This window comes from Kitasatospora sp. NPDC028055 (genome assembly GCF_040637885.1).
GTDB lineage: Bacteria > Actinomycetota > Actinomycetes > Streptomycetales > Streptomycetaceae > Kitasatospora.
Genome location: NZ_JBEZXE010000001.1, coordinates 211,020 through 235,563 on the forward strand (window position 1 = coordinate 211,020; position 24,544 = coordinate 235,563).

Genomic DNA, 24,544 nt, shown 5'->3' on the forward strand with positions numbered 1-24,544 from the left:
GTATGCGACCCCCGAACGGGAACCGCCCTCTTCCCGTCCCCCGAAGGGGTGAAAGAGGGCGGTGCGCCGGGTGAATCCCGAACGTCCGGTTGACGACGGACGTCAGTCGCGGGCCTCGCCGAGCAGCTTCTGGATCCGGCTGATGCCCTCGACCAGGTCCTCGTCGCCGAGCGCGTAGGAGAACCGCAGGTAGCCGGGGGTGCCGAAGGCCTCGCCCGGGACGGCGGCGACCTCGACCTCGTCCAGGATCAGGCTCGCCAGCTCGGCGGAGGTCTGCGGGCGCTGACCGCGGATCTCCTTGCCCAGCAGGCCCTTGACCGACGGGTAGGCGTAGAAGGCGCCCTCGGGCTCGGGGCAGATGACGCCGTCGATCTCGTTGAGCATCCGCACGATGGTCCTGCGGCGGCGGTCGAAGGCGGTGCGCATCTCGTGCACGGCGGACAGGTCGCCGGCGACGGCGGCGATCGCGGCGCGCTGGGCGACGTTGGAGACGTTGGAGGTGGCGTGCGACTGCAGGTTGGTCGCGGCCTTGACCACGTCCTTGGGGCCGATCACCCAGCCCACCCGCCAGCCGGTCATCGCGTAGGTCTTGGCCACCCCGTTGACCACGATGCACTTGTCGGCCAGCTCGGGCAGCAGGGCCGGCAGCGAGGTGAAGGTCGCGTCGCCGTAGACCAGGTGCTCGTAGATCTCGTCGGTGAGCACCCACAGGCCGTGCTCCAGCGCCCAGCGGCCGATCGCCTCGGCCTCGTCGCGGGTGTACACCGCGCCGGTCGGGTTGGACGGCGAGACGAACAGCAGCACCTTGGTGTTCTCGGTGCGGGCGGCCTCCAGCTGCTCGACCGAGACCTTGTAGCCGGTGGTCTCGTCGGCGACGACCTCCACCGGGACGCCGCCGGCCAGCTGGATCGACTCCGGGTAGGTGGTCCAGTACGGGGCCGGGACGATGACCTCGTCGCCCGGGTCCAGGATCGCGGCGAAGGCCTCGTAGATGGCCTGCTTGCCGCCGTTGGTGACCAGCACCTGGGAGGCGTCCACCTGGTAGCCGGAGTCGCGCAGCGTCTTGGCGGCGATCGCGGCCTTGAGCTCGGGCAGCCCACCCGCCGGGGTGTAGCGGTGGTTCTTCGGGTCGCGGCAGGCCTCGACGGCCGCCTCGACGATGTAGTCCGGGGTGGGGAAGTCGGGCTCACCGGCACCGAAGCCGATCACCGGACGGCCGGCGGCCTTGAGGGCCTTGGCCTTGGCGTCCACGGCGAGGGTTGCGGACTCGGCGATCGCACCGATCCGGGCGGAGACCCGGCGGTCGGCGGGGCGGATGGACTGGTCGGGCTGCGGGGTGGAAGCGCTCATGCCTGCATCGTCGCAGAACCGGGACGGACCGGGCGTGGCGGTTCCAGCATCCGTACGGCTCCGTCCGCATCGCGACCCCCGGCGATCCGCCGGTGTCCGCCCCGCCGGGCCGGACATCCGCCGGGCGGACGGCGGTCCCGGAAGAAGAGGTTCGACCAAACACCCCTCGACCACGTACACTCGCTGCTCGACGGCCCACCGAAAATGACCGGAGCTTTCACCGCCTGTACAGACAGCGGGGGGAGATGCGGTAGGTTGGTCGCCACCAGGGGCCGCGAGGTTCCGTAGGGCAATAGCTCAATTGGTAGAGCACCGGTCTCCAAAACCGGCGGTTGGGGGTTCGAGTCCCTCTTGCCCTGCTGCTTGATCCGTATTCAGCCCGTTCGCTCCACAGAGCGAGCGGGCTTGATGCGGAAAGGGCACCGATCAGCACCGCTTAAGCCGACCGCTCGTGCCTGAAACGGGTACGCAGGTGATGTTCGGCCGGACCCGGATTCAGGTGAGGACGAGTGACGGAGACCACGGGCTCCACCGCAACGCCTGAGAGCGGCAACCCCGAGGGGACCGACGGCGCTGCCGAGACCGCTGCTGTCGAGGGCGACAAGACCTCCGGCAAGCAGAAGAAGTCCGGCAAGCGGGCCAAGAAGGGCCTCTTCGCGCGGATGGGCCTGTTCTACCGCCAGATCATCGCGGAGCTCCGCAAGGTCGTCTGGCCCACCCGGAGCGAACTCACCAACTACACCGCGGTCGTGGTGACCTTCGTCGTGGTCGTGATGGGCTTCGTCTACGGTCTCGACTACGGCTTCGCCAAGCTGAGCCTCTTGGTCTTCGGCTGATCGAGCCCCACCTCCGAACCACCTCCCGACCCGGGCCGAATCATCGGTCCGGGTCGAGCTGTCGGCGGCGGACGTACGCGCGCGTACCGTGGACTCGGTACTGTTGAAGTCTCCGAGACCTCTCCTGGCGCCCGCGCGAGCGGCTGCGCGCCGGTCCGGTTCCGGAGCGCGCCACCTTCACCATCTCCAGGAAAGAAGCAGCCACCGTGTCTGAGTCCCCCCTGTACGACGCCGACGAGACCGTCCGCGAGGCGGATGTCGCCGCCGAGCTGGACGCGGCCGAGCTGGCTGTCGACGCAGAGTCCGCCGAGCAGGTCGTCGACGCCGTGGACAGCGACGAGGACGAGGTCGAGGCGTACGACGAGGCCGAGGCCGGCGAGCCCGCCGAGGAGGCCGCGCTGCACGTGGAGGTCGACGAGGAGCTCGCCGCCGAGGAGTCCGCCGACGAGGAGCCGGCCGAGGCCGAGGCCGTCGAGGACGAGCCCGCCGAGGCCGAGGCCGAGGTCGACCCGGTCGCCAAGTTCCGCGAGGACCTGCGCTTCATGCCGGGCGAGTGGTACGTGATCCACACCTACGCGGGCTACGAGAACCGGGTGAAGCAGAACCTGGAGCAGCGCGCCGTCTCGCTGAACGTCGAGGAGTACATCTTCCAGGCCGAGGTGCCGCAGGAGGAGGTCGTCCAGATCAAGAACGGCGACCGCAAGACCATCCGGCAGAACAAGCTCCCCGGCTACGTCCTGGTCCGCATGGACCTCACCCCGGAGTCCTGGGGCGTCGTGCGCAACACCCCCGGTGTCACCGGCTTCGTGGGCAACGCCTACGACCCGTACCCGCTGACCCTGGACGAGGTCGTCAAGATGCTCGCCCCGGACGTCGAGCGCCAGGCGGCCAAGGAGGCCGGCAAGCCCTCCCCGGTCAAGCCGAGCGAGATCCAGGTCCTGGACTTCGAGGTCGGCGACTCGGTCACCGTCACCGACGGCCCGTTCGCGACCCTCCAGGCGACCATCAACGAGATCAACCCCGACTCGAAGAAGGTCAAGGGCCTGGTCGAGATCTTCGGCCGGGAGACCCCGGTCGAGCTCTCCTTCGACCAGATCCAGAAGAACTAGTCACACGGTCTTCGGATCCGGGGCGGCGGCCGACGGCCTCCGTCCCGAATCCGTTTTGGTCCAGCGGCGCAGACGCGTTAGCCTGGCCTGATGTGTGTGCTGGCGACCGGGTGTCGCCCCGGTCCGCACGCACCAGCAATCACCTCTCGGAAGGACCCGGAGAGACATGCCTCCCAAGAAGAAGAAGGTCACGGGGCTTATCAAGCTCCAGATCAACGCCGGCGCGGCCAACCCGGCGCCGCCGGTCGGCCCCGCGCTGGGCCAGCACGGCGTCAACATCATGGAGTTCTGCAAGGCCTACAACGCTGCGACCGAGTCGCAGCGCGGCATGATCGTGCCGGTGGAGATCACGGTCTACGAGGACCGTTCCTTCACCTTCATCACGAAGACGCCGCCGGCCGCGCGCCTCATCCTGAAGGCCGCCGGTATCGACAAGGGCTCCAGCGAGCCGCACAAGACCAAGGTCGCCAAGCTCACCAGCGCCCAGGTCCGCGACATCGCCACCACCAAGATGCCCGACCTGAACGCCAACGACCTGGACGCGGCGGAGAAGATCATCGCCGGCACCGCCCGGTCGATGGGCATCACCGTCGAGGGCTGATCAAGCCCACCGTCCCGTCAGGGGCAAACCGGCTCAGCCGTCCCTGTGGTAGGGCCTGCGCAGGCCCGTCGAATACCACAACTCCAATCACCATTCAGGAGCAGCAGTGAAGCGCAGCAAGGCTCTGAAGGCCGCGGACGCCAAGGTCGACCGCGAGCGCCTTTACGCCCCCCTCGAGGCCGTCCGCCTCGCCAAGGCGACCAGCACCACCAAGTTCGACGGCACCGTCGAGGTCGCCATGCGTCTGGGCGTCGACCCGCGCAAGGCCGACCAGATGGTCCGCAGCACCGTGATCCTCCCGCACGGCACCGGTAAGACCGCTCGGGTCCTGGTCTTCGCGACCGGCGAGCGTGCCGAGGCCGCGCGTGCTGCGGGTGCCGACATCGTCGGCTCCGACGAGCTCATCGACGAGGTCGCCAAGGGCCGCCTCGACTTCGACGCCGTCGTCGCCACCCCGGACCTCATGGGCAAGGTCGGCCGCCTGGGCCGCGTGCTCGGTCCCCGTGGCCTGATGCCGAACCCGAAGACCGGCACCGTGACCCCGGACACCGCCAAGGCTGTGAACGAGATCAAGGGCGGCAAGATCGAGTTCCGCGTCGACAAGCACTCGAACCTGCACTTCATCATCGGTAAGGCCTCCTTCACCGACGAGCAGCTGGTCGAGAACTACGCCGCCGCGCTGGACGAGGTGCTCCGCGCCAAGCCGTCCGCCGCCAAGGGCCGCTACATCAAGAAGACCGCGTTCTCGACCACCATGGGCCCCGGCATCCAGGTGGACCCGAACCGCACCCGCAACCTCCTCGTCGAGGAGGACCCGGCCGCGGTCTGAGCCCCAGTGCTCTAGAGCTGTCCGTACGACGGGCCCGTACCCCCTTCACCGGGGGTGCGGGCCCGTCGTCGTTTCCCGGGGCGGCGCCTGGCCGGGGCGGCCCGGCGGGGGCGGCGGCGGAAACGGTTGCGGGATCGGAACACGGGGGAATGGGAACGGCTGATCGAGTCGTCGTACGCTCTGCCGGTCAGATCATGTGGAGAACCTGTGACCGCCGGAGTGTGCCGTGCCGCCCGCCCTTCGCCCCGCCACGCTCGCGGCGGCCCTGCTGCTGCTCGGCACCACCACCGCCTGCAGCCTGCTGGCCGCCCCGGGGACCCGCGTCCCCGGTGAGCCGGCGCCGATCCCGCCCAAGCAGGTGGTGCTCGCGGCCGCCCAGGCCCTGGACGACGCCGGCGGCGCCCGGATCGACCTGGTGCGGGAGGGCCCGGACGGCCGGCGCAGCGCGAGCGGCACCCTGGTCTGGGGCGACCGGGACGAGGCCGCGCTGACCGTCACCGACGAGCTGGGCACCGGGCGGCTGTCCCTCCGGGACGGCGCGCTCGACCTCACGTACCAGGGCGGCGCGGCCAAGCACGCCGAGCGCGCCACCGCGGAGTCGGCCGACCCGGCGGCCGGCGGCGGCTCCGGCGGCTCCGGCGGGTACGCGGGCGGCTGGATGACCGCGCTGGTCACCAACCCGGGCAGCCGGGCGTACGCGATCGCCCAGACCGACCGGCTCGGCTCGCTCGGCGCCGAGCAGCTCGCCGGGACGACCGTCGTGCACTACCAGGGCTCCGCCCCGGTGGCCGACTACTTCGGGGCGGACCGGGAGTTGGACCCGCAGCAGCTCGCCGCGGTGGTCGGCTGGTACCGGCAGCGCGGGGTCGGCGAGATCGGGTACGACGTCTGGGTCGGGCCCGGCCCGCGGCTGATGAAGCTCCGTGAGACGGCCCGGGGGAGCGCCGGGACGACCGTGACCACGACGGACGTCACCGCTCCCGGGGCGGGGGAGACGACCCCGGCCGCGGCCGGCTGACGGGAGGGGATATCCGGTGCGGATCGGCCCCGGCCATCCGTTAGAGTCCGGCTGAGAAGAAGCCGATGATCGGCTCTTCCGAGGAACTCACGGGGGGTACACCCATGCGCGCTGTCCGTCTCGCGGCCACCGTCGCGACCGCCGCCGTCCTGCTGGCCGGCGCCACCGCCTGCGGCAGCAAGGGCGGCGACACCAAGAGCGCCGCCGACAGCAAGGGCGCCACCGACGGCAAGGACGCGGCCGCGGCCGCGGCCGGACTCGCCGCCGACCCGAAGGCCGCGCTCGCCGCCTCCGCCCTGGTGATGCAGAAGGCCGGCAACGGCAAGGTCGCCTTGACCTCCCCGGACGCCTCCAGCCCGAGCGGCAGCGGCAGCGCCGACTGGAAGGACCCGGGCAAGGTCTCCGTGGACGTGTCCAGCGACATGGACGGCAAGAAGCTCAGGATCCGGGCGATCGGGGCCGACACCTACATCGGCGGCGACGACACCACGGCCACCGCCCTCCAGGGGAAGCACTGGGTCAAGGTGCCCGCCTCGGAGGAGATGGGCAGCGCCTTCGTGGTGATGGGTCAGATGGTCAACCCGGTCTCCCAGCTCACCATCGCGGCCGCGAGCGGCAAGCTCAGCAAGGTCGGCCAGGAGGCCGTGGACGGCGTCCAGACCACCCACCTGCGGGCCGTCGAGGACACCGCCACCCTGGTGGCCGGGATGACCTCGCTCACCGCGGAGCAGCGCCAGGCCGTCCAGAAGACGCTGGAGGAGGACGGCAAGACCCTCACCATCGACTTCTGGCTGAACGACAAGCAGGAGCTGGTGAAGTACCAGGAGTACGGCGACACCAACGGCGCGTCCAAGGCCGTCACCGTCAAGTACTCCGACCTCGGCAAGGGCGACAAGATCGAGGCGCCCGCCGCCGGCGACCTGGGCTCCCAGGCCGACCTGCTCAAGCTGTTCGGCTGATCCGGCCGGACACCCGCACCGAACTCCCGCACCGAACGCCGCACCGACCACCGGCTACCACCCCGGGCGCCTCGCGTGCCCGGGGGGTTCCGCAGCTGACGCCGGCCGCCGGTTCCGGCCCCCGGCCCGGCCGATCAGGTGGACGGGGCGGGGGTCGCCACCGGCCGGGCCCGGTCCGGGTGGCAAGGTGGGCCCGGTGAGAGAGGAACGGACGATGGCGCGACGGCAGCGGCTGGCGGCGGTGGCCGTGGTCGCCGTGCTCGCGAGCGGCCTGACCGGCTGCGGCGGCGGGGACGCGCCCGCCACGCCCTCGGCCGGCGCCAGCGCGAGCACCACCTCCGCCACCGCCGCCACCCCGACCTGGCCGGCCAGGCCGACCGACCGGTCCCCGCACGGCGTGCTGCTCTCCGCCCAGCTGACCATGCAGACCGCCCGCCGGGCCAAGGTCAACTACCGGCTGGGCGCGGACGCCGGCTCCGGCTCGCTGTTCTGGGCCCCCAAGACGGCGGCCCAGCTCAAGCGCGCCACCCCGGGCGACGCCGAGCAGCTGATCGTCGTGGACACCGTCGGCTACCAGGGCGGCGACGCCGCCACCGCGGCCAGGAACGGCGGCAAGCACTGGGAGCGCTTCGCCGTCCCACCCGACCCGGACGGGCACAAGGCGGTCCCGTACGCGGGGCTGCTGGACCTGCTGAACCCGGTCGAGGCGCTGGCCGCGGCCACCGCGGACGGGGCGGAGCCGGCCTTCGTCGGCGAGGAGAAGTTCGAGGACTCCACCGTCGAGCACTACCGGGTGACCACCACCGCCGAGAAGTACGCGGCGGCCCAGACCCAGCTGCCGCAGGCCCGCCGGGACGGCCTGCGGGCCGCGCTGGCCCCCGGCGGCTCGCTGGAGCTCACCCTGGACCTCTGGCTGAACGACAAGGACCAGCTGGTCCGGCTGCAGCGCACCGGGAACGGGGACAGCGGCCGGGCGGACGACTCGGTGATCTACTCCGACCCGGCCGGCCCGCTGCTCTCGGCCCAGGCCCCGGCCGAGACGGACACCGTGGACACCGGCGTCCGGACGGTCTCCCCGCTGGCCCGCTGAGCCGGACAGGCTCCTCGGGGCCCCGCCCGGGACCCGTCCCGGTTCACCCGTCCGAGGGCGATTTGCGTCGTCCGGACGAGTCCGGTTACTGTTGCCGAAGCCAAAGACCGCTGGTTGTCGCCGCGCCCCCGTCAGGGAGCCGGTGGCCGAAGGATCTGCGCTTCGTCGCAGGCAGCCCGCGCAGGTGTGTCTGGAGCTTCGACTTCCGGGTCCCGCGTTCGCGCTGGTGTCCGTTGAGGTCGCTACGAGCCCCGTGCGCCTGCGCACCGGGGCTCATTGCATTTCTGCAGGAGCTTTCCTTCCGTCCGGCCGGTTCGAGGTGTGAATGGTCGACTTTCGCGGTCGGCCGGACTTCGACATCACGGAAGGAGGCGTAAGCCTATGGCCAGGCCCGACAAGGCTGCCGCCGTCGCCGAGATCACGGACAAGTTCCGCGGCTCCTCCGCGGCGCTGCTGACCGAGTACCGCGGTCTCTCGGTGAAGCAGGTCAAGACCCTGCGTCGCTCGCTCGGCGACAACGCCGAGTACGCCGTGGTGAAGAACACGCTGACCAAGATCGCGGCCAACGAGGCCGGGATCTCCGAGCTCGACGACCTGTTCAACGGTCCGACGGCTGTTGCCTTCGTCACCGGTGACCCGGTGGAGTCGGCGAAGGCTCTGCGTGACTTCGCCAAGGAGAACCCCGCTCTCATCATCAAGGGCGGTGTCCTTGACGGTAAGGCGCTGTCCGCCGATGAGATCAAGAAGCTCGCGGACCTCGAGTCCCGCGAGGTGCTGCTCGCCAAGCTGGCGGGTGCCCTGAAGGCCAAGCAGTCCCAGGCTGCCGCGCTCTTCCAGGCCCTGCCGTCGAAGCTCGTCCGCACTGTGGACGCGCTGCGCGACAAGGTCGAGCAGGGCGGTGCCGGTACGCCGGCTCCCGCCGCCGAGGACGCGGCCGCCGAGTAATTCGGCAGGCTCACGCCTCGCTGCGGGCCCGTACGCCCGCCATCCCGTACATCCGGCACCACCTGCCGATTTAGTGGAAGGACGCCAATCATGGCGAAGCTGTCCCAGGACGAGCTGCTCGCGCAGTTCGAGGAGCTCACCCTCATCGAGCTCGCTGCCTTCGTGAAGGCCTTCGAGGAGAAGTTCGACGTCACCGCTGCCGCCCCGGTCGCCGTTGCCGCCGTTGGTGGCGCCGCCGGTGGCGCCGAGGCCGCTGTCGAGGAGCAGGACGAGTTCGACGTCATCCTCGACGCCGCCGGTGACAAGAAGATCCAGGTCATCAAGGAGGTGCGCACCCTGACCTCCCTCGGCCTGAAGGAGGCCAAGGACCTCGTTGACACCGCTGGTGCCAAGGTCCTGGAGAAGGTTGCCAAGGACGTTGCCGAGAAGGCCAAGGCCGCCCTCGAGGGTGCCGGCGCCAAGGTCACCGTCAAGTGACTTCTCGCCCCCTCTGAGGGGGCCTGAGGCCGGGCCGATCACCCTTGCGGGTGGTCGGCCCGGCCTTTTGCGTTCCCGGGCCCGCCGCCTTCCCCGCCCGCCTTCCCCGCCCGCCCTCCCGCCGCCCCGGGCCGGACGACCACCGGTGTGGCCGATCGCGCACTCGGTACTGTCGGCGGCGAGGAGTATGGTGATCACCGTCATCGACGGTGGCCCCCACCACGGCTTCTGTAACGCCGGAGGGGTTCGGGCCGATGAACGGGTCGAGGTCCGCCCCGCCGGCGGGCCCTTGACGAACCCGGCGAGGCGCGCGATTCTCGAGGCGCGAGTCCGCCCGGTTGGTTCGCCGCTGGATGCATAACCAGCGGCTCGGGCGGGAAATGACTCCACGTGAGTTAGAGCAGTACCCGGTGGGCGCCCGCGCCCCCGGCTACCGGGAGGAGTCTCCGATTCGGTTTCCGAATCAGAGCTGGACAGCAGTGTCGCCTTTGGCTACACTGTCCCTTTGCGCTGCCTGTTAGCTGCTCCGTGACTCGTCGCCCGGAGTTTGCGTTGCCCTGAAGGGGTCTGGCACCGCCTCCGCAAAGCGGCTCTGACCTGGGGTTTCGACCCCGGCGGAGGCCGGCTGCGAGGGAGGCGGAATCCAGGCTCAAGCAGGCCCGGCTGGTACGCGCGTAGTGAGCTCCGAGCCCTCGGAAGGACCCCCCTCTTGGCCGCGCCGCGCAACGCCTCGAACAATTCCGCCGCATCCACCGCCCCGCTCCGCGTCTCGTTCGCGAAGATCAAGGAGCCCCTCGAGGTCCCGAACCTCCTGGCCCTGCAGACCGAGAGCTTTGACTGGCTGCTCGGCAACGCGGCCTGGAAGTCCCGGGTCGAGCAGGCGCTGGAGTCTGGTCAGGATGTCCCCACCAAGTCCGGTCTGGAGGAGATCTTCGAGGAGATCTCGCCGATCGAGGACTTCAGCGGGTCGATGTCCCTGACCTTCCGCGACCACCGTTTCGAGCCGCCGAAGAACTCCATTGACGAGTGCAAGGACCGCGACTTCACGTACGCGGCCCCGCTCTTCGTCACGGCCGAGTTCACCAACAACGAGACCGGTGAGATCAAGTCTCAGACGGTCTTCATGGGCGACTTCCCGCTCATGACCCACAAGGGCACGTTCGTGATCAACGGCACCGAGCGTGTCGTCGTGTCGCAGCTCGTCCGCTCCCCGGGCGTGTACTTCGACTCCACCCTGGACAAGGTGTCCGACAAGGACATCTACTCCTGCAAGGTCATCCCCTCGCGTGGTGCCTGGCTCGAGATGGAGATCGACAAGCGCGACATGGTCGGCGTCCGCATCGACCGCAAGCGCAAGCAGTCCGTCACCGTGCTGCTCAAGGCTCTCGGCTGGACCAACGAGATGATTCTCGAGGAGTTCGGCGAGTACGAGTCGATGCGCAACACCCTGGAGAAGGACCACACCCAGGGCCAGGACGACGCGCTGCTGGACATCTACCGCAAGCTGCGTCCGGGCGAGCCGCCGACGCGCGAGGCCGCGCAGACGCTGCTGGAGAACCTGTACTTCAACCCGAAGCGCTACGACCTGGCCAAGGTCGGTCGCTACAAGCTGAACCGGAAGCTGGGCAACGCCGAGTCGCTGGACTCCGGCGTGCTCACCGAGCCCGACATCATCGGTGCGATCAAGTACCTGGTGAAGCTGCACGCGGGTGAGACCGAGTGGCGTGACGAGACCGGCCGCGACATCGTGGTCGAGGTCGACGACATCGACCACTTCGGCAACCGCCGCCTGCGCAACGTCGGCGAGCTCATCCAGAACCAGGTCCGTACGGGTCTCGCCCGTATGGAGCGCGTCGTGCGCGAGCGCATGACCACCCAGGACGTCGAGGCGATCACGCCGCAGACCCTGATCAACATCCGGCCGGTCGTCGCCTCCATCAAGGAGTTCTTCGGCACCAGCCAGCTGTCGCAGTTCATGGACCAGACGAACCCGCTGTCGGGCCTGACCCACAAGCGTCGTCTGTCCGCCCTCGGCCCCGGCGGTCTCTCCCGTGAGCGCGCCGGCTTCGAGGTCCGTGACGTGCACCCCTCGCACTACGGCCGCATGTGTCCGATCGAGACCCCGGAAGGCCCGAACATCGGTCTGATCGGGTCGCTGGCCTCGTACGGCCGGGTCAACGCCTTCGGCTTCATCGAGACCCCGTACCGCAAGGTCGTCGACGGTGTCGTCACCGAGAAGGTGGACTACCTCACCGCCGACGAGGAGGACCGCTACGTCATCGCCCAGGCGAACGCCCCGCTGACCGCGGACCTGCACTTCGCCGAGCCCCGCGTCCTGGTCCGCCGCCGTGGCGGCGAGATCGACTACATCCCGGGCTCCGAGATCGACTACATGGACGTCTCGCCGCGCCAGATGGTGTCGGTCGCGACCGCCATGATCCCGTTCCTCGAGCACGACGACGCCAACCGCGCGCTCATGGGCTCGAACATGATGCGCCAGGCGGTGCCGCTGCTGAAGAGCGAGGCCCCGCTGGTCGGCACCGGCATGGAGTACCGCTGCGCCGTCGACGCCGCCGACGTCATCACCGCCGAGAAGTCCGGCGTGGTGCAGGAGGTCTCGGCCGACTACGTCACCGTGGCGAACGACGACGGCACGTACACCACGTACCGCGCCGCCAAGTTCACCCGCTCCAACCAGGGCACCGCCTTCAACCAGAAGGTGCTCGTGGACGAGGGCGCCCGGGTCGAGGTCAACCAGGTGCTGGCCGACGGCCCGTGCACCGACGAGGGCGAGATGGCCCTCGGCAAGAACCTGCTCGTGGCGTTCATGTCGTGGGAGGGTCACAACTACGAGGACGCGATCATCCTGTCGCAGCGCCTCGTGCAGGACGACGTCCTCTCCTCGATCCACATCGAGGAGCACGAGGTCGACGCCCGTGACACCAAGCTCGGCCCCGAGGAGATCACCCGGGACATCCCGAACGTCTCCGAGGAGGTCCTCGCGGACCTGGACGAGCGCGGCATCATCCGGATCGGCGCCGACGTCGTCACCGGTGACATCCTCGTCGGCAAGGTCACCCCGAAGGGTGAGACCGAGCTGACCCCCGAGGAGCGCCTGCTCCGCGCGATCTTCGGCGAGAAGGCCCGTGAGGTCCGCGACACCTCGCTCAAGGTCCCGCACGGTGAGTCCGGCAAGGTCATCGGCGTCCGCGTCTTCGACCGCGAAGAGGGCGACGAGCTGCCCCCGGGCGTCAACCAGCTGGTCCGCGTCTACGTGGCCCAGAAGCGCAAGATCACCAACGGTGACAAGCTCGCCGGCCGTCACGGCAACAAGGGTGTCATCTCCAAGATCCTTCCGGTCGAGGACATGCCCTTCCTCGAGGACGGCACCCCGGTCGACATCATCCTCAACCCGCTGGGTGTCCCGTCCCGAATGAACCCGGGACAGGTCCTGGAGATCCACCTCGGGTGGCTCGCCAAGCAGGGCTGGGACGTCTCCGGCCTCGCCGACGAGTGGGCCCAGCGCCTCCAGGCGATCGGCGCCGACCAGGTCGCCGGTGGCACCAACCTCGCCACCCCGGTCTTCGACGGCGCCCGCGAGGACGAGATCACCGGTCTGCTGGACAACACCACCCTCACCCGTGACGGTGAGCGCCTGGTGAACTCCACCGGCAAGGCCCGCCTGTTCGACGGCCGCTCCGGCGAGCCGTTCCCGATGCCGGTCTCGGTCGGCTACATGTACATCCTCAAGCTGCACCACCTGGTCGACGACAAGCTGCACGCCCGGTCGACCGGTCCGTACTCGATGATCACCCAGCAGCCGCTCGGTGGTAAGGCGCAGTTCGGTGGTCAGCGCTTCGGTGAGATGGAGGTGTGGGCCCTCGAGGCGTACGGCGCCGCGTACGCCCTGCAGGAGCTGCTCACCATCAAGTCCGACGACGTGCTCGGCCGCGTGAAGGTCTACGAGGCCATCGTCAAGGGCGAGAACATCCCCGAGCCCGGCATTCCCGAGTCCTTCAAGGTTCTTATCAAGGAAATGCAGTCGCTCTGCCTCAACGTGGAGGTGCTGTCCTCGGACGGCCAGTCCATCGAGATGCGGGACTCCGACGAGGACGTCTTCCGCGCCGCCGAAGAGCTCGGCATCGACCTGTCCCGGCGCGAGCCGAGCAGCGTCGAAGAGGTCTGACGGAGGTCGGGCCGGCTGCCCCGAGCAGCCGGCCCGCCCCCAGGCCCCCCTCAGACCACAGACAAACTCTCGAATCACGAAAGAGGGCTTGACGACCAGTGCTTGACGTCAACTTCTTCGACGAGCTCCGCATCGGCCTGGCCACCGCCGACGACATCCGCCAGTGGTCGCACGGCGAGGTCAAGAAGCCGGAGACCATCAACTACCGCACCCTTAAGCCCGAAAAGGACGGCCTCTTCTGCGAGAAGATCTTCGGCCCGACCCGGGACTGGGAGTGCTACTGCGGTAAGTACAAGCGCGTCCGCTTCAAGGGCATCATCTGTGAGCGCTGCGGCGTCGAGGTGACCCGCGCCAAGGTGCGCCGCGAGCGGATGGGCCACATCGAGCTGGCCGCCCCGGTCACCCACATCTGGTACTTCAAGGGCGTGCCGTCCCGCCTCGGCTACCTGCTCGACCTGGCGCCGAAGGACCTCGAGAAGGTCATCTACTTCGCCGCCTACATGATCACCTGGGTCGACGACGAGCGCCGCCAGCGCGACCTGCCGTCCCTGGAGGCGCACGTCTCGGTCGAGCGTCAGCAGATCGAGAACCGCCGCGACTCCGACCTCGAAGCCCGCGCCAAGAAGGCCGAGTCCGACCTGGCCGAGCTGGAGGCCGAGGGCGCCAAGGCCGACGTGCGCCGCAAGGTGCGCGAGGGCGCCGAGCGCGAGATGAAGCAGCTGCGCGACCGCGCGCAGCGCGAGCTCGACCGCCTCGACGAGGTGTGGGCCCGCTTCAAGAACCTCAAGGTCCAGGACCTGGAGGGCGACGAGCTGCTCTACCGCGAGCTGCGCGACCGCTTCGGCACCTACTTCTCCGGCTCGATGGGCGCCGCGGCCCTCAAGGACCGCCTGGAGACCTTCGACCTGGCGGAGGAGGCCGAGCGCCTCCGCGAGATCATCCGCACCGGCAAGGGCCAGAAGAAGACCCGTGCGCTCAAGCGCCTCAAGGTCGTCTCCGCGTTCCTGCAGACCAGCAACAAGCCCAACGGCATGGTGCTGGACTGCGTCCCGGTCATCCCGCCGGACCTGCGTCCGATGGTGCAGCTGGACGGTGGCCGCTTCGCGACCTCCGACCTGAACGACCTGTACCGCCGCGTGATCAACCGCAACAACCGCCTGAAGCGCCTGCTCGACCTCGGTGCCCCCGAGATCATCGTGAACAACGAGAAGCGCATGCTCCAGGAGGCCGTCGACGCGCTGTTCGACAACGGCCGCCGCGGCCGTCCGGTCACCGGCCCGGGCAACCGCCCGCTCAAGTCCCTGAGCGACATGCTCAAGGGCAAGCAGGGTCGTTTCCGTCAGAACCTGCTCGGCAAGCGAGTCGACTACTCGGCCCGTTCGGTCATCGTCGTCGGCCCGCAGCTCAAGCTGCACCAGTGCGGTCTGCCGAAGGCCATGGCGCTGGAGCTCTTCAAGCCGTTCGTGATGAAGCGCCTGGTCGACCTGAACCACGCGCAGAACATCAAGTCGGCCAAGCGCATGGTCGAGCGTGCCCGTCCGGTCGTGTGGGACGTGCTCGAAGAGGTCATCGCCGAGCACCCCGTGCTGCTGAACCGTGCGCCCACCCTGCACCGCCTCGGCATCCAGGCCTTCGAGCCGCAGCTGGTCGAGGGCAAGGCCATCCAGATCCACCCGCTCGTCTGCACCGCGTTCAACGCGGACTTCGACGGTGACCAGATGGCCGTCCACCTGCCGCTCTCCGCGGAGGCGCAGGCCGAGGCCCGCATCCTGATGCTGTCCTCGAACAACATCCTCAAGCCGGCCGACGGTCGCCCCGTCACCATGCCGACCCAGGACATGGTGCTCGGCCTGTTCTTCCTGACCTCGGACCGCGACAACGTGAAGGGCGCCGGCCGCACCTTCTCGTCGACCGCCGAGGCGATCATGGCCTTCGACGCCCGCGAGCTGGACGTCCAGGCCCCGATCGAGCTGCGCCTGGCCGCCGGCACCGTCCCGCCCCGTGGCTGGACCCCGCCGGTGGACGAGGAGGGCCAGTCGACCTGGTTCGAGGGCGAGCCCTTCCGCCTGAGCACCACCCTGGGCCGCGCGCTCTTCAACGAGCTGCTGCCCGAGGACTACCCGTTCGTCGACTACGAGGTGGGCAAGAAGCAGCTCTCCGCGATCGTCAACGACCTGGCCGAGCGCTACCCCAAGGTCGTCGTCGCGGCGACCCTGGACAACCTCAAGGCGGCCGGTTTCCACTGGTCGACCCGCTCGGGCGTCACCGTCTCGATCTCGGACGTCATCGTCCCGCCGAGCAAGCCCCAGATCCTCGAGGGCTTCGAGGCCAAGGCCGAGAAGGTCCAGAAGCAGTACGAGCGCGGTCTGATCACCAACGACGAGCGCAAGCAGGAGCTCGTCGGCATCTGGACCCAGGCGACCAACGAGGTCGCCGAGGCCATGGCCGCGAACTTCCCGAAGACGAACCCCATCTTCATGATGGTCGACTCGGGTGCTCGTGGAAACATGATGCAGATGCGTCAGATCGCCGGTATGCGTGGTCTGGTGTCCAACGCCAAGAACGAGACCATCCCGCGACCCATCAAGGCGTCGTTCCGTGAGGGTCTCACCGTGCTGGAGTACTTCATCTCCACCCACGGTGCCCGTAAGGGTCTGGCCGACACCGCCCTCCGTACCGCCGACTCCGGCTACCTCACCCGTCGTCTGGTCGACGTCTCCCAGGACGTCATCATTCGCGAGGAGGACTGCGGCACCGAGCGCGGTCTCAAGCTGTCGATCGGCAACGTGGGCGCCGACGGCGTGCTGCGCAAGGCCGACGACGTCGAGACCAGCGTGTACGCCCGCATGCTCGCCGAGGACATCACCGTCGACGGCAAGCTGCTCGCCACCGCCAACACCGACCTCGGTGACGTGCTGATGGACGAGCTGATCCGCCACGGCGTGTCCGAGGTCAAGGTCCGCTCGATCCTGACCTGTGAGTCGGCCGTCGGCACCTGTGCCTTCTGCTACGGCCGTTCGCTGGCCACCGGCAAGCTGGTCGACATCGGTGAGGCGGTCGGCATCATCGCCGCCCAGTCCATCGGTGAGCCCGGCACCCAGCTGACCATGCGTACCTTCCACACCGGTGGTGTGGCCGGTGACGACATCACCCAGGGTCTGCCGCGTGTCGTCGAGCTCTTCGAGGCCCGCACCCCCAAGGGTGTGGCCCCGATCTCCGAGGCCACCGGCCGCGCGCGGATCGAGGACACCGAGAAGACCCGCAAGATCGTCATCACGCCGGACGACGGCACCGACGAGATCGCCTACCCGGTCTCGAAGCGTGTGAAGCTGCTCGTCAGCGAGGGCGAGGCGGTCGAGGTCGGCCAGAAGCTGACCATGGGTGCCACCAACCCGCACGACGTCCTGCGCATCATGGGCCAGCGCGCCGTCCAGATCCACCTGGTCGCCGAGGTCCAGAAGGTCTACAACTCGCAGGGTGTGTCGATCCACGACAAGCACATCGAGATCATCATCCGGCAGATGCTCCGCCGCGTGACGATCATCGAGTCGGGCGACGCCGAGCTGCTCCCGGGCGAGCTCGTCGAGCGCGGCCGCTTCGAGACCGAGAACCGTCGTGTGGTCTCCGAGGGCGGTCACCCCGCCTCCGGCCGTCCGCAGCTGATGGGTATCACCAAGGCCTCGCTGGCCACCGAGTCCTGGCTGTCGGCCGCCTCCTTCCAGGAGACGACCCGGGTCCTCACCGACGCGGCGATCCACGCCAAGTCGGACCCGCTGCTGGGCCTCAAGGAGAACGTCATCCTCGGTAAGCTCATCCCGGCCGGTACGGGTCTGCCCCGCTACCGCAACATCCGGGTCGAGCCGACCGAGGAGGCCAAGGCCGCGATGTACTCGGCCGTCGGCTACGACGACTACGACCTGTCGCCCTTCGGCGCCGGCTCCGGCCAGGCGGTTCCGCTGGACGACTACGACTACGGCCCGTACACCGGCTGAGTCACGCGTCACTGATCGCAGGGCGGTCACCCCTCACGGGGTGGCCGCCCTGCGGCGTTTCCCGGCCGGTGTCTCCGGCCCTACCGGGCCGGGGTGGCCGCGGCCGCGCGCCAGTCCTCCAGCCGGCGGATCCGGGTGTGGGTGTCCGGATGGCTGGACAGCAGCCGCTGGCCCAGGCCCGGGCGGACGGCGCGGCCCCCGTTCTCCCGCGCGGCCGCCGCCAGGGCCTCCTCCTCGTCCCGCAGGAAGCCGTGGAAGACCTCGATCATGGCGTCGGCGAAACCGAGTTCGGCGGCCTGGACGTCCGCCCTCAGCTCGGAGCGGCGGCCGACCGCGGCCAGCAGGTACGGCGTGACCAGGACCAGCAGCAGCGGCGGGAAGGAGACGGCCACGGCCACCACCAGGACCACCGCGACCAGCCCGACCACGAGGGCGCCGAGCAGCGAGAACACCGAGGCGATCCGGAACGCGAGGACCGCGGCGATCCGGAACACCACCCAGGCGATCCGGGCCGGCATCGAGTACCAGTAGCCGAGCAGGGTCGCCCAGGCGTGGCCGCCGCGGTGGTGACCGAGCTCGTGGGCGAGCACGGCGGCGAGCTGGGCGTCGGGGAGGGTCTCCAGCGCGTACCGGGTGACGCCGACGATGTGGCCGGCGGCCGCGGTGGCGTTGACGGCCTTGTGGTCCTCGATCCACAGGTCGTACGTCGCCGGGTTCACCCCCGCCTTGGCGGTCACCTGGTGCCAGATCGGCTCCAGCCTGGTCAGCTCGGAGTGCAGGGCCGGACGCATCCGGAACAGGTAGCGGGCGAGCACCTTCTCGGTCGGGCGGTGGAAGACCAGCGCGCCGGAGGCGAGCCAGAGGCCGATCAGCACCAGGTTGAGCGGCTCGGGGAGGAACACCGAGACCAGCGTGACGACCAGCAGGCTGCACAGGAAGTGCGGCAGCTGGAGCAGCAGTTGGCCGACCGCGGTGGCGTCGGCGCCGCGCTGGCGGGCGGCCAGGTGGATCCGGCCGGTGTGCGGGTCGATGTCGACGGTGGGGTCGAGGACCGGGGGCCGGGGCGGGGCGGGCGGCGGGGCGAAGCCCTGGGCGGGGATGTGCGGGGGCTGCTGGGGGTGCCGGGGCTGGGGCTGCTGGGGCTGGGGCTGGGGCTGGGGCGGAGGAGCGTACTGGGGCGGGACGGTGGTGGGGTACTGCGGCGGGGCGGGCGGCTGCGGGGCGGGCGCGGGGTACGGGGGCGGCGGCGGGGGAGTGGCGGCCGGGTACGCGGGCGGCGCCGCCGTCGGGTACTGCGGAGTGGCCGTCGGGTACTGCGGCGGGACGGTCGGGTGCTGTGGTGGGGCGGCCGTCGGGTACTGCGGCGGGGCACCGGGGTACTGCGGCGGTGTGGCGTCCGGGTAGGTCGGTTCGGTCATGGCGGGGTCCTCGGGGACGGGACGCGCGCACGGCGGCGTCCGTACGGTGACGGGCAAGGGCAGGACGGTGCTGAGCGGTGCTGAGCGGTGCGGGACGGTGCTGGACCGCCCCGGAGGGCGGTCAGCCCAGCAGCAGGGCGGTGACCAGCGGGAACAGGCCGGCGCCGAAGGCGAGGATGCCGACCCGGACCCAGGAGTGCTTCCGCGCGGCGATCAGGCTGTTCTCCGCGAGCGCGGCGCGGACGGCCTCGGCGGCCAACCGCTCGGTGTCGGCCAGGGCTTCGGTGAGCAGCCCCTGTTCGGCGGCCAGCCGGATGTCCCCGAAGTAGCCGAGCGGGCGGCCCGGGCGCCAGGTGCTGCGCCGGAAGCGGGGCAGCACCGCGAGCAGCAGCGAGACCAGGGAGACGGCGATGCCCAGGCCGCCCAGGGCCAGCAGCGCCTTCGCCGCGCCGGAGAGCTGCTGCGGCGCCCAGCCGGTGCTGGTGAGCAGGCCGCCGAGCACCCCGACGATCACGCCGAGGGCGGCCACCAGGACGGCCGCCTTGCTGTCCGCGCGGGCGATCTCGGTGCGCAGCTCGGCGAGCAGGGCGGCGCCCGGCGGCGGGGCTACCGGGGCGGTACCGGCGGAGGCGGACACGGCGGGACTCCTCGGGTTCACCGGGACGACGGGGGGTTCGGGCCCTTGTCGAGCCGGGGCGTGTCCGGGCCCGAAGGCCGGTGGCGCAGGATCGCTTCGAGCGCGGCCTTCGCCTCCTGGCGCGGGCCCTCCAGCTCGAACTCCTCCAGGCCGTTCTGGTCGAGCAGCCGCTGGATCAGGTGGAGCTGGCCCTGGACCAGCTCCTGCTGTTCCTCCCGGAGGTAGCCGAGCGCCCGCGGCAGGTCCTCGGGGTGGGCAGCGACCTGGAGGGCCCAGGCGGTCACCCCGCCCTGCTCCAGGTGGTACTGGTAGAACTTCGCCTTCGCGGCGAGGATCTCGTTCGCCTCCTGGACCTGCCGGAGGGCGTGCGGGTGGGCCTGGGTGTCGAAGTGGTAGCCGCGCAGCCGCTCCTTCTGCTCGCGGGCGGCCTGGTCGATGTCCAACTGGACGGTGCAGCGCACCCGCAGGCCCTCGGCCTCGGCGACCGGGTGCCCGTCCAGCTCCTCCTGGACGGCGGCCTCGGCCTCGCCGCTCCGGTCGGTGGAGAGGTGCCGGGTGACGGCCCGCATCCGCTGCCGGATCCGCGGGACCAGCAGCGCCGGGACGTCGCGGATCCGGCTCGCCACGACCAGCTCCGCGGCCGACACCTGCCAGTCGATCTCCACCACGGCCTCGAAGGCGCCGACGTCGTCCCGGCCGGGCAGCCGCTCCTCGGCCCGCAGGTGGTGCAGGCCGAGGTCGACCTCGTACGCGGCCTGGTAGTTGCGGCCCACCAGGTCGCTGAACCCCGGGCGGTGCGGCGGGAGGTAGACCTGGTGCTCACCGGACGGGGTGGTCAGGACGAGGGCGGAGTCGGCCCGGGCGGCGGGGCGCTTGGGCAGGCCGAGCGCGCGGCCCAGCGGGTGGACCGTCAGGACCGGGTCTGTCAGGTCTCCGGTGGGGAGGTCGGGGCGGTGTCGTGCCGACATGCGCGGGTGCTCCAGGATCGGGACGGATCGGACGGTGCTGTTTCAGCTGCCGGGCAGCGCCGTGGTCGCCGGGCCGCCGGCGCGTACGGTGCGGACCAGGTGGTCGAGCCGCTGGCGGTCGCGCTCGGTGACGGCCAGGTCGTCGAAGAGTTCGGTGAGCCGGGCGGTGGTCCCGGGCTGGTCGGCGGCGCCGATCAGCCAGCCGCGCAGCACGCCCAGGGCGGCATCGCGGTAGTGCGGGTCCTCCAGGGCCGTGCGCCACAGGGCGACCAGGAGCGCCCGGACCGGGGCGGGCTCCTCGGGCGCGGGCAGCACGGTGACGCTGTGCACGCTCCCCGGTTCGGGGCGCGGGCTCCGGGCGTACCAGTCGAGCAGCAGCGGCCGGCCCACGACGGTGTCCTCGGTGCGCTGCGCGGCGGTCAGGAAGGCGGCCAGGGCCAGCTGCCGCAGGGCGGCCGGTCCGGAGAGCCAGCGGACCAGGGTGCGCAGGGTCAGCTCGGCCTCGGCGGAGAGCAGCATCAGCTCGGCCGCTTCGAGCAGTCCGAGTGCCTGGTGGCGGTCGGGCTGCTCGGACGGCTGCGCACCGGGCCGGAACCCGGCGGCCAGCTGGTCGAGCTCGCCGGGGGTCAGCCGCTCGGCGGCCAGGGCGAAGGCCTCCAGGGCCTGGGCGGGCAGCAGCGGGCCGAGCAGGGCGTAGCAGCGGATGGCGGTCCAGCGGCGGCGGGCGTTGTCGTCCCCGGCCCAGCCGCGCAGGATGCGCGGGACGGCGCCGGTGCCCGCGTGGTAGGCGAGGGCGAGGCTGTTGGCGGCCTGGAGGCAGAGCCGGAAGTCCTTGGCGCCGGACCAGGGGCCGAGCAGCCCGCTCATGGTGGCGGAGAGGTCGACGGAGGCCAGCAGGGCGGTGGTGGAGGCCACCCGGGTGCGGACCAGGGCGCGGGAGTCGGTGGCCAGGGCGTTCAGCCAGCCGGTGATCGCGGGGCGGGCGGAGGGGTGGCCCGTCCAGACCTCGCGCAGCAGGGTGGGCGAGGTGCGGGGGTCCAGGAAGGAGGCCATCCGCTGGGGGACCGGGCCCCAGGGGGTCTGCTCGGTCTCCTCGGTGAGTTCGGCCCGGGCGAGGGCCATGCGGTCCTCGATCGAGCTGCCGAACGGCGGGATGCCGTCCGGCTCCCCGGCGGTCCGGATGGTCTCCAGGCGGCGGAACAGCGAGTCGGCGCACTCGGCGGCGAGGGTGTAGGGGGCGTGGTCGAAGACGGCCAGGGAGATCAGGAAGGCCTTCTCGTGGAGGGGGAGCTTGTCGTCCCCGAACCAGCGGCCGACCTTCTCCTGGACGGCGCCCCGACCGAAGTCGGCGAGGTCGGCGGGCCTGCCGGTCTGCGGCGAGTAGTCGGCCAACCTGACGGCGAACTCGGCGATCTCCCGGATCGGCGGGTACTTGGCCAGGAACCCCTCGACGGGCTCCAGGGCGAGCAGTTCCTCGACGGGGACGCCGTCGTCCCGCAGTGCCCGCAGATGGGCGCCGAGGACGAGCCCCGGGTCGGGCGGTAGCCAGCCCACGGTGGGGAGTTCACGGATCGTGTGGGCGTGGGTGGTGGTGATGACCAGGTAGCCGTCCTGCTTGGCGAGGGTCTCGCGCAGGCGGTCGAGGTCGGAGCGGAGCAGCGGGCGGGTGCGGGAGGCCGTGTAGTCGGTGAGCACGTACCCCTCGGCCCGTTCGACGCCGTTGAGCAGTGCGGTGGGCGTGACATCCGGGTCCAGGTTCCGGATCCGCTCGCTGCCCAGCTGCCGCAGCAGCATCAGCGCGGCGGAGCGACGGCCGGTGTCCGCCCGGCCGGTGAGGATCAGCACCCGGTGCTCGCGGAGGTGTGCGAGGGCCTGGTCGAAGGCCGGTCCGGGTTGGAAGACCTCGGCCAGGGCGGTGAGTTCAACGGTCGGGACCAGCCCGGAGGCGTGCAGGGCGGCCCCGCCGAGCTGGTAGATCGTGGTCTTGTGGCCGGTGACGACGTCGCCGTGGACCTGGCCGCCGGAGACGGTGTGCTGGTCGCCGCCGATCAGGCTGCCGCCGAAGCCGGGATTGCCGCCGGCGAAGAGGTAGTTGCGGCCGGCGAAGGAGTCCGGGACGTGCTCCAGGAGTTCCTGGACGGCCTCCACGGCGTTCTGCGGGTCCTCGGGCGGGGTTTCCTGGAGGCCGTCCTCCTGCTCCACGGCCTCCGGTTCGGCGGTGGCGGTCATCGGTCGCCGCCGATGGTGTTGCCGGTGTTGACGTCGCCGTGGACCTGGCCGCCGGAGACGGTGTGCTGGTCGCCGCCGATCAGGCTGCCGCCGAAGGTCGGAGTGCCGCCGAGGAACTGGAAGCTGGCGGCGCCCTGGGGAGCGGCGGCCGGGGCCGGGGCCTGGGCGGCCACCGGCACCGGGGTCTGGGCCTGGGGCTGGGCGGCGGACGGGGCGCCCACCGGTGCGGGGTCCAGGGTGCCGGGGGCGGGTTCGCCGTGCAGCCAGGCCGGGAACTCGCCCTCCTTGCCCTGGACGGTGACCCGGTGGAACGCCTCCGGAGCCAGGCCGCCGTGGCCGTGCCGGACGATGCCCTGGTAGAGCGCGTCCGACACGGCGAGGACGCAGGGCCCGTCGCGGTGCCGGAGGGCCTCCCGGAGCGGGGCCGAGTCGAGCAGTCGGAAGGCCTGGTTGAGGTCCCAGCCGACGGCGCCGCCGAGGGCTCCGCCGAGTTCCTGGACGGCGACCTCGCCGGAGGCGAGCACGATCCGCAGCCGTACCCGGGCGCTGGCGGCCGCGAGGCGGTTGTTGGCGTGCAGCAGGGTGGGGGTCTCGTTGATCAGCGCGTGCAGCAGCCCGGTCTTGGGGACGGTGGCGCTGATCAGGGCCATCACCGAGTCGCCACGGTCCTCCAGGCGCTGTTCGGCGGGCTCGACCCCGGCGCTGCGCAGCGTCTCGTGCAGGACGGCGTAGAGCATCCGGCGCATGAAGGCCTGTTCGACGTCGTCCCGCCGGCCGAACTGTTCGATGTCCAGCAGCAGGATGGTGTGGTTCACCGGATCGGTCATGGTCGCCTCTCGATTCGTCATCGGCCTCAGCCTGCCCGTGCCGGGCAGGTCGGCGTGAGCGCCGTTGCGGTACTCGCTCTGTGACGGTGTGCACAGAACATCTGCGCGGGTCAACGGAGTTGGCCGGGCCTCCGGAGCAGGTCGGGGCGCGCGATGACCAGGGAGCGGCGGCTGGTGACGACGATGCCGCGGTCCCGCAGGGACTTGAGCAGGCGGGCGACGGCCTCGCGGGAGGCGCCGACGGAGCCGGCGAGTTCCTGCTGGCTGAGCGGGACGGAGACGACGATGCCCTCGGCGGTGCGGCGGCCGTGGGTGCGGGCGAGTTCCAGCAGGAGGTCGGCGAGGCGCTCGCTGACGCTGAGCGAGGCGGACTTGAGCCGGTGGTGGTCGGCGGCGCGCAGCCGGTCGGTGGAGAGCGCCAGGAGCTGCATCGAGGCGGCGGGGGTGTTCCGCAGGTAGGCGGTGAAGGCGGCGCGGTCGACGGCGGTGGCCGAGACCTGCTCCAGCGCGGTGACGGTGGCGGCCCGGGGCCGGCCGCTGAGGGCGGCGGACTCGCCGACGATGTCGCCCGGTCCGCGCAGGGCGAGCAGGGCCTCGTAGCCGTTCTCGGCGAGGGCGGTCACCTTGAGCCAGCCGTGCAGGACGAGCAGGACGTGGTCGGACGGTTCGCCCTCGCGCAGTGCGGTGGAGCGGGCCGGGTAGTCGAGCCGGTGGCCGAGGGCGAGCAGGGCGGTGCGGTCGGCGTGGTCGAGCCGGGCCAGGAAGGGCACGCGGTCGTCCAGGCCGTGCCCGGTCGCGGGACCTGGTCCGCCGGGCGGGGTGTTGGCCATTGCCTGATCAGCCCTCGTCGGTTTCGCCTTGGCGCGGTCGGGCTCCGGAACGCCGAGCGCGGGCAAACAAGCTACCGGCGGAGCGGCCGCGGCGCTGGTGAATCCGTGAAATCCCCGGCCCTCCGGCTCCCCTCCCCCGCACGGGGGAGGGACGGGAACCGCTCCGGGGAGGGAGGTGCCGAGGGGGCCGGCCGAAAGAGGGTTCTCGGTGTCGGGACGACGGGGCTTGCGAAGGGGGCCGGA

Annotated in this window: 18 protein-coding genes and 1 tRNA gene; 12 read left to right on the top strand and 7 right to left on the bottom strand. The window is 70.9% G+C overall.

Annotated elements, in window-relative coordinates; translation table 11 throughout:
- Positions 1-102: 102 nt before the first annotated feature.
- Complete coding sequence (locus AB0F71_RS00995; protein WP_360226151.1) at positions 103-1,350, bottom strand: pyridoxal phosphate-dependent aminotransferase; 1,248 nt, start codon at positions 1,348-1,350, stop codon at positions 103-105.
- 286 nt (positions 1,351-1,636) lie between these two features.
- Between AB0F71_RS00995 and AB0F71_RS01000 the strand changes: the two genes are divergently transcribed.
- The 12 genes from AB0F71_RS01000 (at position 1,637) to AB0F71_RS01055 (ending at position 17,392) form a co-directional block, all read left to right on the top strand.
- A tRNA-Trp gene (locus AB0F71_RS01000) sits at positions 1,637-1,709 on the top strand.
- 150 nt (positions 1,710-1,859) lie between these two features.
- The gene (secE, locus tag AB0F71_RS01005; RefSeq protein ID WP_360226154.1) at positions 1,860-2,186 is read left to right on the top strand and encodes a preprotein translocase subunit SecE; all 327 of its coding nucleotides are present in this window, start codon (positions 1,860-1,862) and stop codon (positions 2,184-2,186) included.
- A 269-nt stretch (positions 2,187-2,455) separates the two neighbouring features.
- A complete protein-coding gene (gene nusG, locus AB0F71_RS01010; protein WP_360227658.1) occupies positions 2,456-3,295 on the top strand; it encodes a transcription termination/antitermination protein NusG in 840 nt (279 codons plus the stop codon).
- 166 nt (positions 3,296-3,461) lie between these two features.
- A complete protein-coding gene (gene rplK, locus AB0F71_RS01015; RefSeq protein WP_360226157.1) occupies positions 3,462-3,896 on the top strand; it encodes a 50S ribosomal protein L11 in 435 nt (144 codons plus the stop codon).
- Between the two features lie 106 nt (positions 3,897-4,002).
- Positions 4,003-4,725, top strand: coding sequence for a 50S ribosomal protein L1 (gene rplA, locus AB0F71_RS01020; RefSeq protein WP_355669608.1), 723 nt, complete (start codon positions 4,003-4,005; stop codon positions 4,723-4,725).
- Positions 4,726-4,951: 226 nt separating this feature from the next.
- A complete protein-coding gene (locus AB0F71_RS01025; RefSeq protein ID WP_360226160.1) occupies positions 4,952-5,743 on the top strand; it encodes a hypothetical protein in 792 nt (263 codons plus the stop codon).
- Between the two features lie 104 nt (positions 5,744-5,847).
- Entirely contained in the window at positions 5,848-6,702 is an 855-nt protein-coding gene (locus tag AB0F71_RS01030) for a hypothetical protein (protein ID WP_360226163.1), read from the top strand.
- A 214-nt stretch (positions 6,703-6,916) separates the two neighbouring features.
- Positions 6,917-7,792: a hypothetical protein gene (locus AB0F71_RS01035; RefSeq protein WP_360226166.1), complete on the top strand. Its 876-nt coding sequence runs from the start codon at positions 6,917-6,919 to the stop codon at positions 7,790-7,792.
- Between the two features lie 381 nt (positions 7,793-8,173).
- Complete coding sequence (gene rplJ, locus AB0F71_RS01040) at positions 8,174-8,737, top strand: 50S ribosomal protein L10 (protein ID WP_350503606.1); 564 nt, start codon at positions 8,174-8,176, stop codon at positions 8,735-8,737.
- Between the two features lie 90 nt (positions 8,738-8,827).
- A complete protein-coding gene (gene rplL, locus AB0F71_RS01045) occupies positions 8,828-9,214 on the top strand; it encodes a 50S ribosomal protein L7/L12 (RefSeq protein WP_360226169.1) in 387 nt (128 codons plus the stop codon).
- A 709-nt stretch (positions 9,215-9,923) separates the two neighbouring features.
- Positions 9,924-13,400 (top strand): DNA-directed RNA polymerase subunit beta, encoded by a 3,477-nt coding sequence (rpoB, locus tag AB0F71_RS01050; RefSeq protein WP_350503604.1) that lies wholly within the window; start codon positions 9,924-9,926, stop codon positions 13,398-13,400.
- A gap of 98 nt (positions 13,401-13,498) precedes the next feature.
- Positions 13,499-17,392, top strand: coding sequence for a DNA-directed RNA polymerase subunit beta' (locus tag AB0F71_RS01055; protein WP_360226172.1), 3,894 nt, complete (start codon positions 13,499-13,501; stop codon positions 17,390-17,392).
- Positions 17,393-17,472: 80 nt separating this feature from the next.
- Here the strand turns inward: AB0F71_RS01055 and AB0F71_RS01060 are convergent, their stop codons facing one another.
- The 6 genes from AB0F71_RS01060 to AB0F71_RS01085 form a co-directional block, all read right to left on the bottom strand.
- Positions 17,473-18,810, bottom strand: coding sequence for a M48 family metalloprotease (locus AB0F71_RS01060; RefSeq protein WP_360226175.1), 1,338 nt, complete (start codon positions 18,808-18,810; stop codon positions 17,473-17,475).
- 121 nt (positions 18,811-18,931) lie between these two features.
- Positions 18,932-19,447, bottom strand: coding sequence for a Pycsar system effector family protein (locus AB0F71_RS01065; RefSeq protein WP_360226178.1), 516 nt, complete (start codon positions 19,445-19,447; stop codon positions 18,932-18,934).
- 17 nt (positions 19,448-19,464) lie between these two features.
- Entirely contained in the window at positions 19,465-20,415 is a 951-nt protein-coding gene (locus AB0F71_RS01070; RefSeq protein WP_360226181.1) for a hypothetical protein, read from the bottom strand.
- Positions 20,416-20,457: 42 nt separating this feature from the next.
- On the bottom strand, positions 20,458-22,644 hold the full coding sequence (locus tag AB0F71_RS01075) for a hypothetical protein (RefSeq protein WP_360226184.1): 2,187 nt from the start codon (positions 22,642-22,644) through the stop codon (positions 20,458-20,460).
- Positions 22,641-23,492 carry a hypothetical protein gene (locus tag AB0F71_RS01080; protein WP_360226187.1) on the bottom strand — a complete coding sequence of 284 codons (852 nt, stop codon included), beginning with the start codon at positions 23,490-23,492 and terminating at the stop codon, positions 22,641-22,643. The genes AB0F71_RS01075 and AB0F71_RS01080 overlap by 4 nt, the downstream gene beginning before the upstream one ends.
- A gap of 89 nt (positions 23,493-23,581) precedes the next feature.
- Positions 23,582-24,301, bottom strand: coding sequence for a Crp/Fnr family transcriptional regulator (locus AB0F71_RS01085; RefSeq protein WP_360226190.1), 720 nt, complete (start codon positions 24,299-24,301; stop codon positions 23,582-23,584).
- Positions 24,302-24,544: the final 243 nt, after the last annotated feature.

Bases quoted from the DNA above. Each gene is read 5' to 3' on its own strand.
- AB0F71_RS01085 (WP_360226190.1), bottom strand. From the start codon at position 24,301: ATGGCCAACACCCCGCCCGGCGGACCAGGTCCCGCGACCGGGCACGGC.
- AB0F71_RS01070 (WP_360226181.1), bottom strand. From the start codon at position 20,415: ATGTCGGCACGACACCGCCCCGACCTCCCCACCGGAGACCTGACAGAC.
- AB0F71_RS01035 (WP_360226166.1), top strand. From the start codon at position 6,917: ATGGCGCGACGGCAGCGGCTGGCGGCGGTGGCCGTGGTCGCCGTGCTC.
- AB0F71_RS01080 (WP_360226187.1), bottom strand. From the start codon at position 23,492: ATGACGAATCGAGAGGCGACCATGACCGATCCGGTGAACCACACCATC.
- rplL (WP_360226169.1), top strand. From the start codon at position 8,828: ATGGCGAAGCTGTCCCAGGACGAGCTGCTCGCGCAGTTCGAGGAGCTC.
- AB0F71_RS01030 (WP_360226163.1), top strand. From the start codon at position 5,848: ATGCGCGCTGTCCGTCTCGCGGCCACCGTCGCGACCGCCGCCGTCCTG.
- AB0F71_RS00995 (WP_360226151.1), bottom strand. From the start codon at position 1,350: ATGAGCGCTTCCACCCCGCAGCCCGACCAGTCCATCCGCCCCGCCGAC.
- AB0F71_RS01075 (WP_360226184.1), bottom strand. From the start codon at position 22,644: ATGACCGCCACCGCCGAACCGGAGGCCGTGGAGCAGGAGGACGGCCTC.
- AB0F71_RS01060 (WP_360226175.1), bottom strand. From the start codon at position 18,810: ATGACCGAACCGACCTACCCGGACGCCACACCGCCGCAGTACCCCGGT.
- rplK (WP_360226157.1), top strand. From the start codon at position 3,462: ATGCCTCCCAAGAAGAAGAAGGTCACGGGGCTTATCAAGCTCCAGATC.
- rplJ (WP_350503606.1), top strand. From the start codon at position 8,174: ATGGCCAGGCCCGACAAGGCTGCCGCCGTCGCCGAGATCACGGACAAG.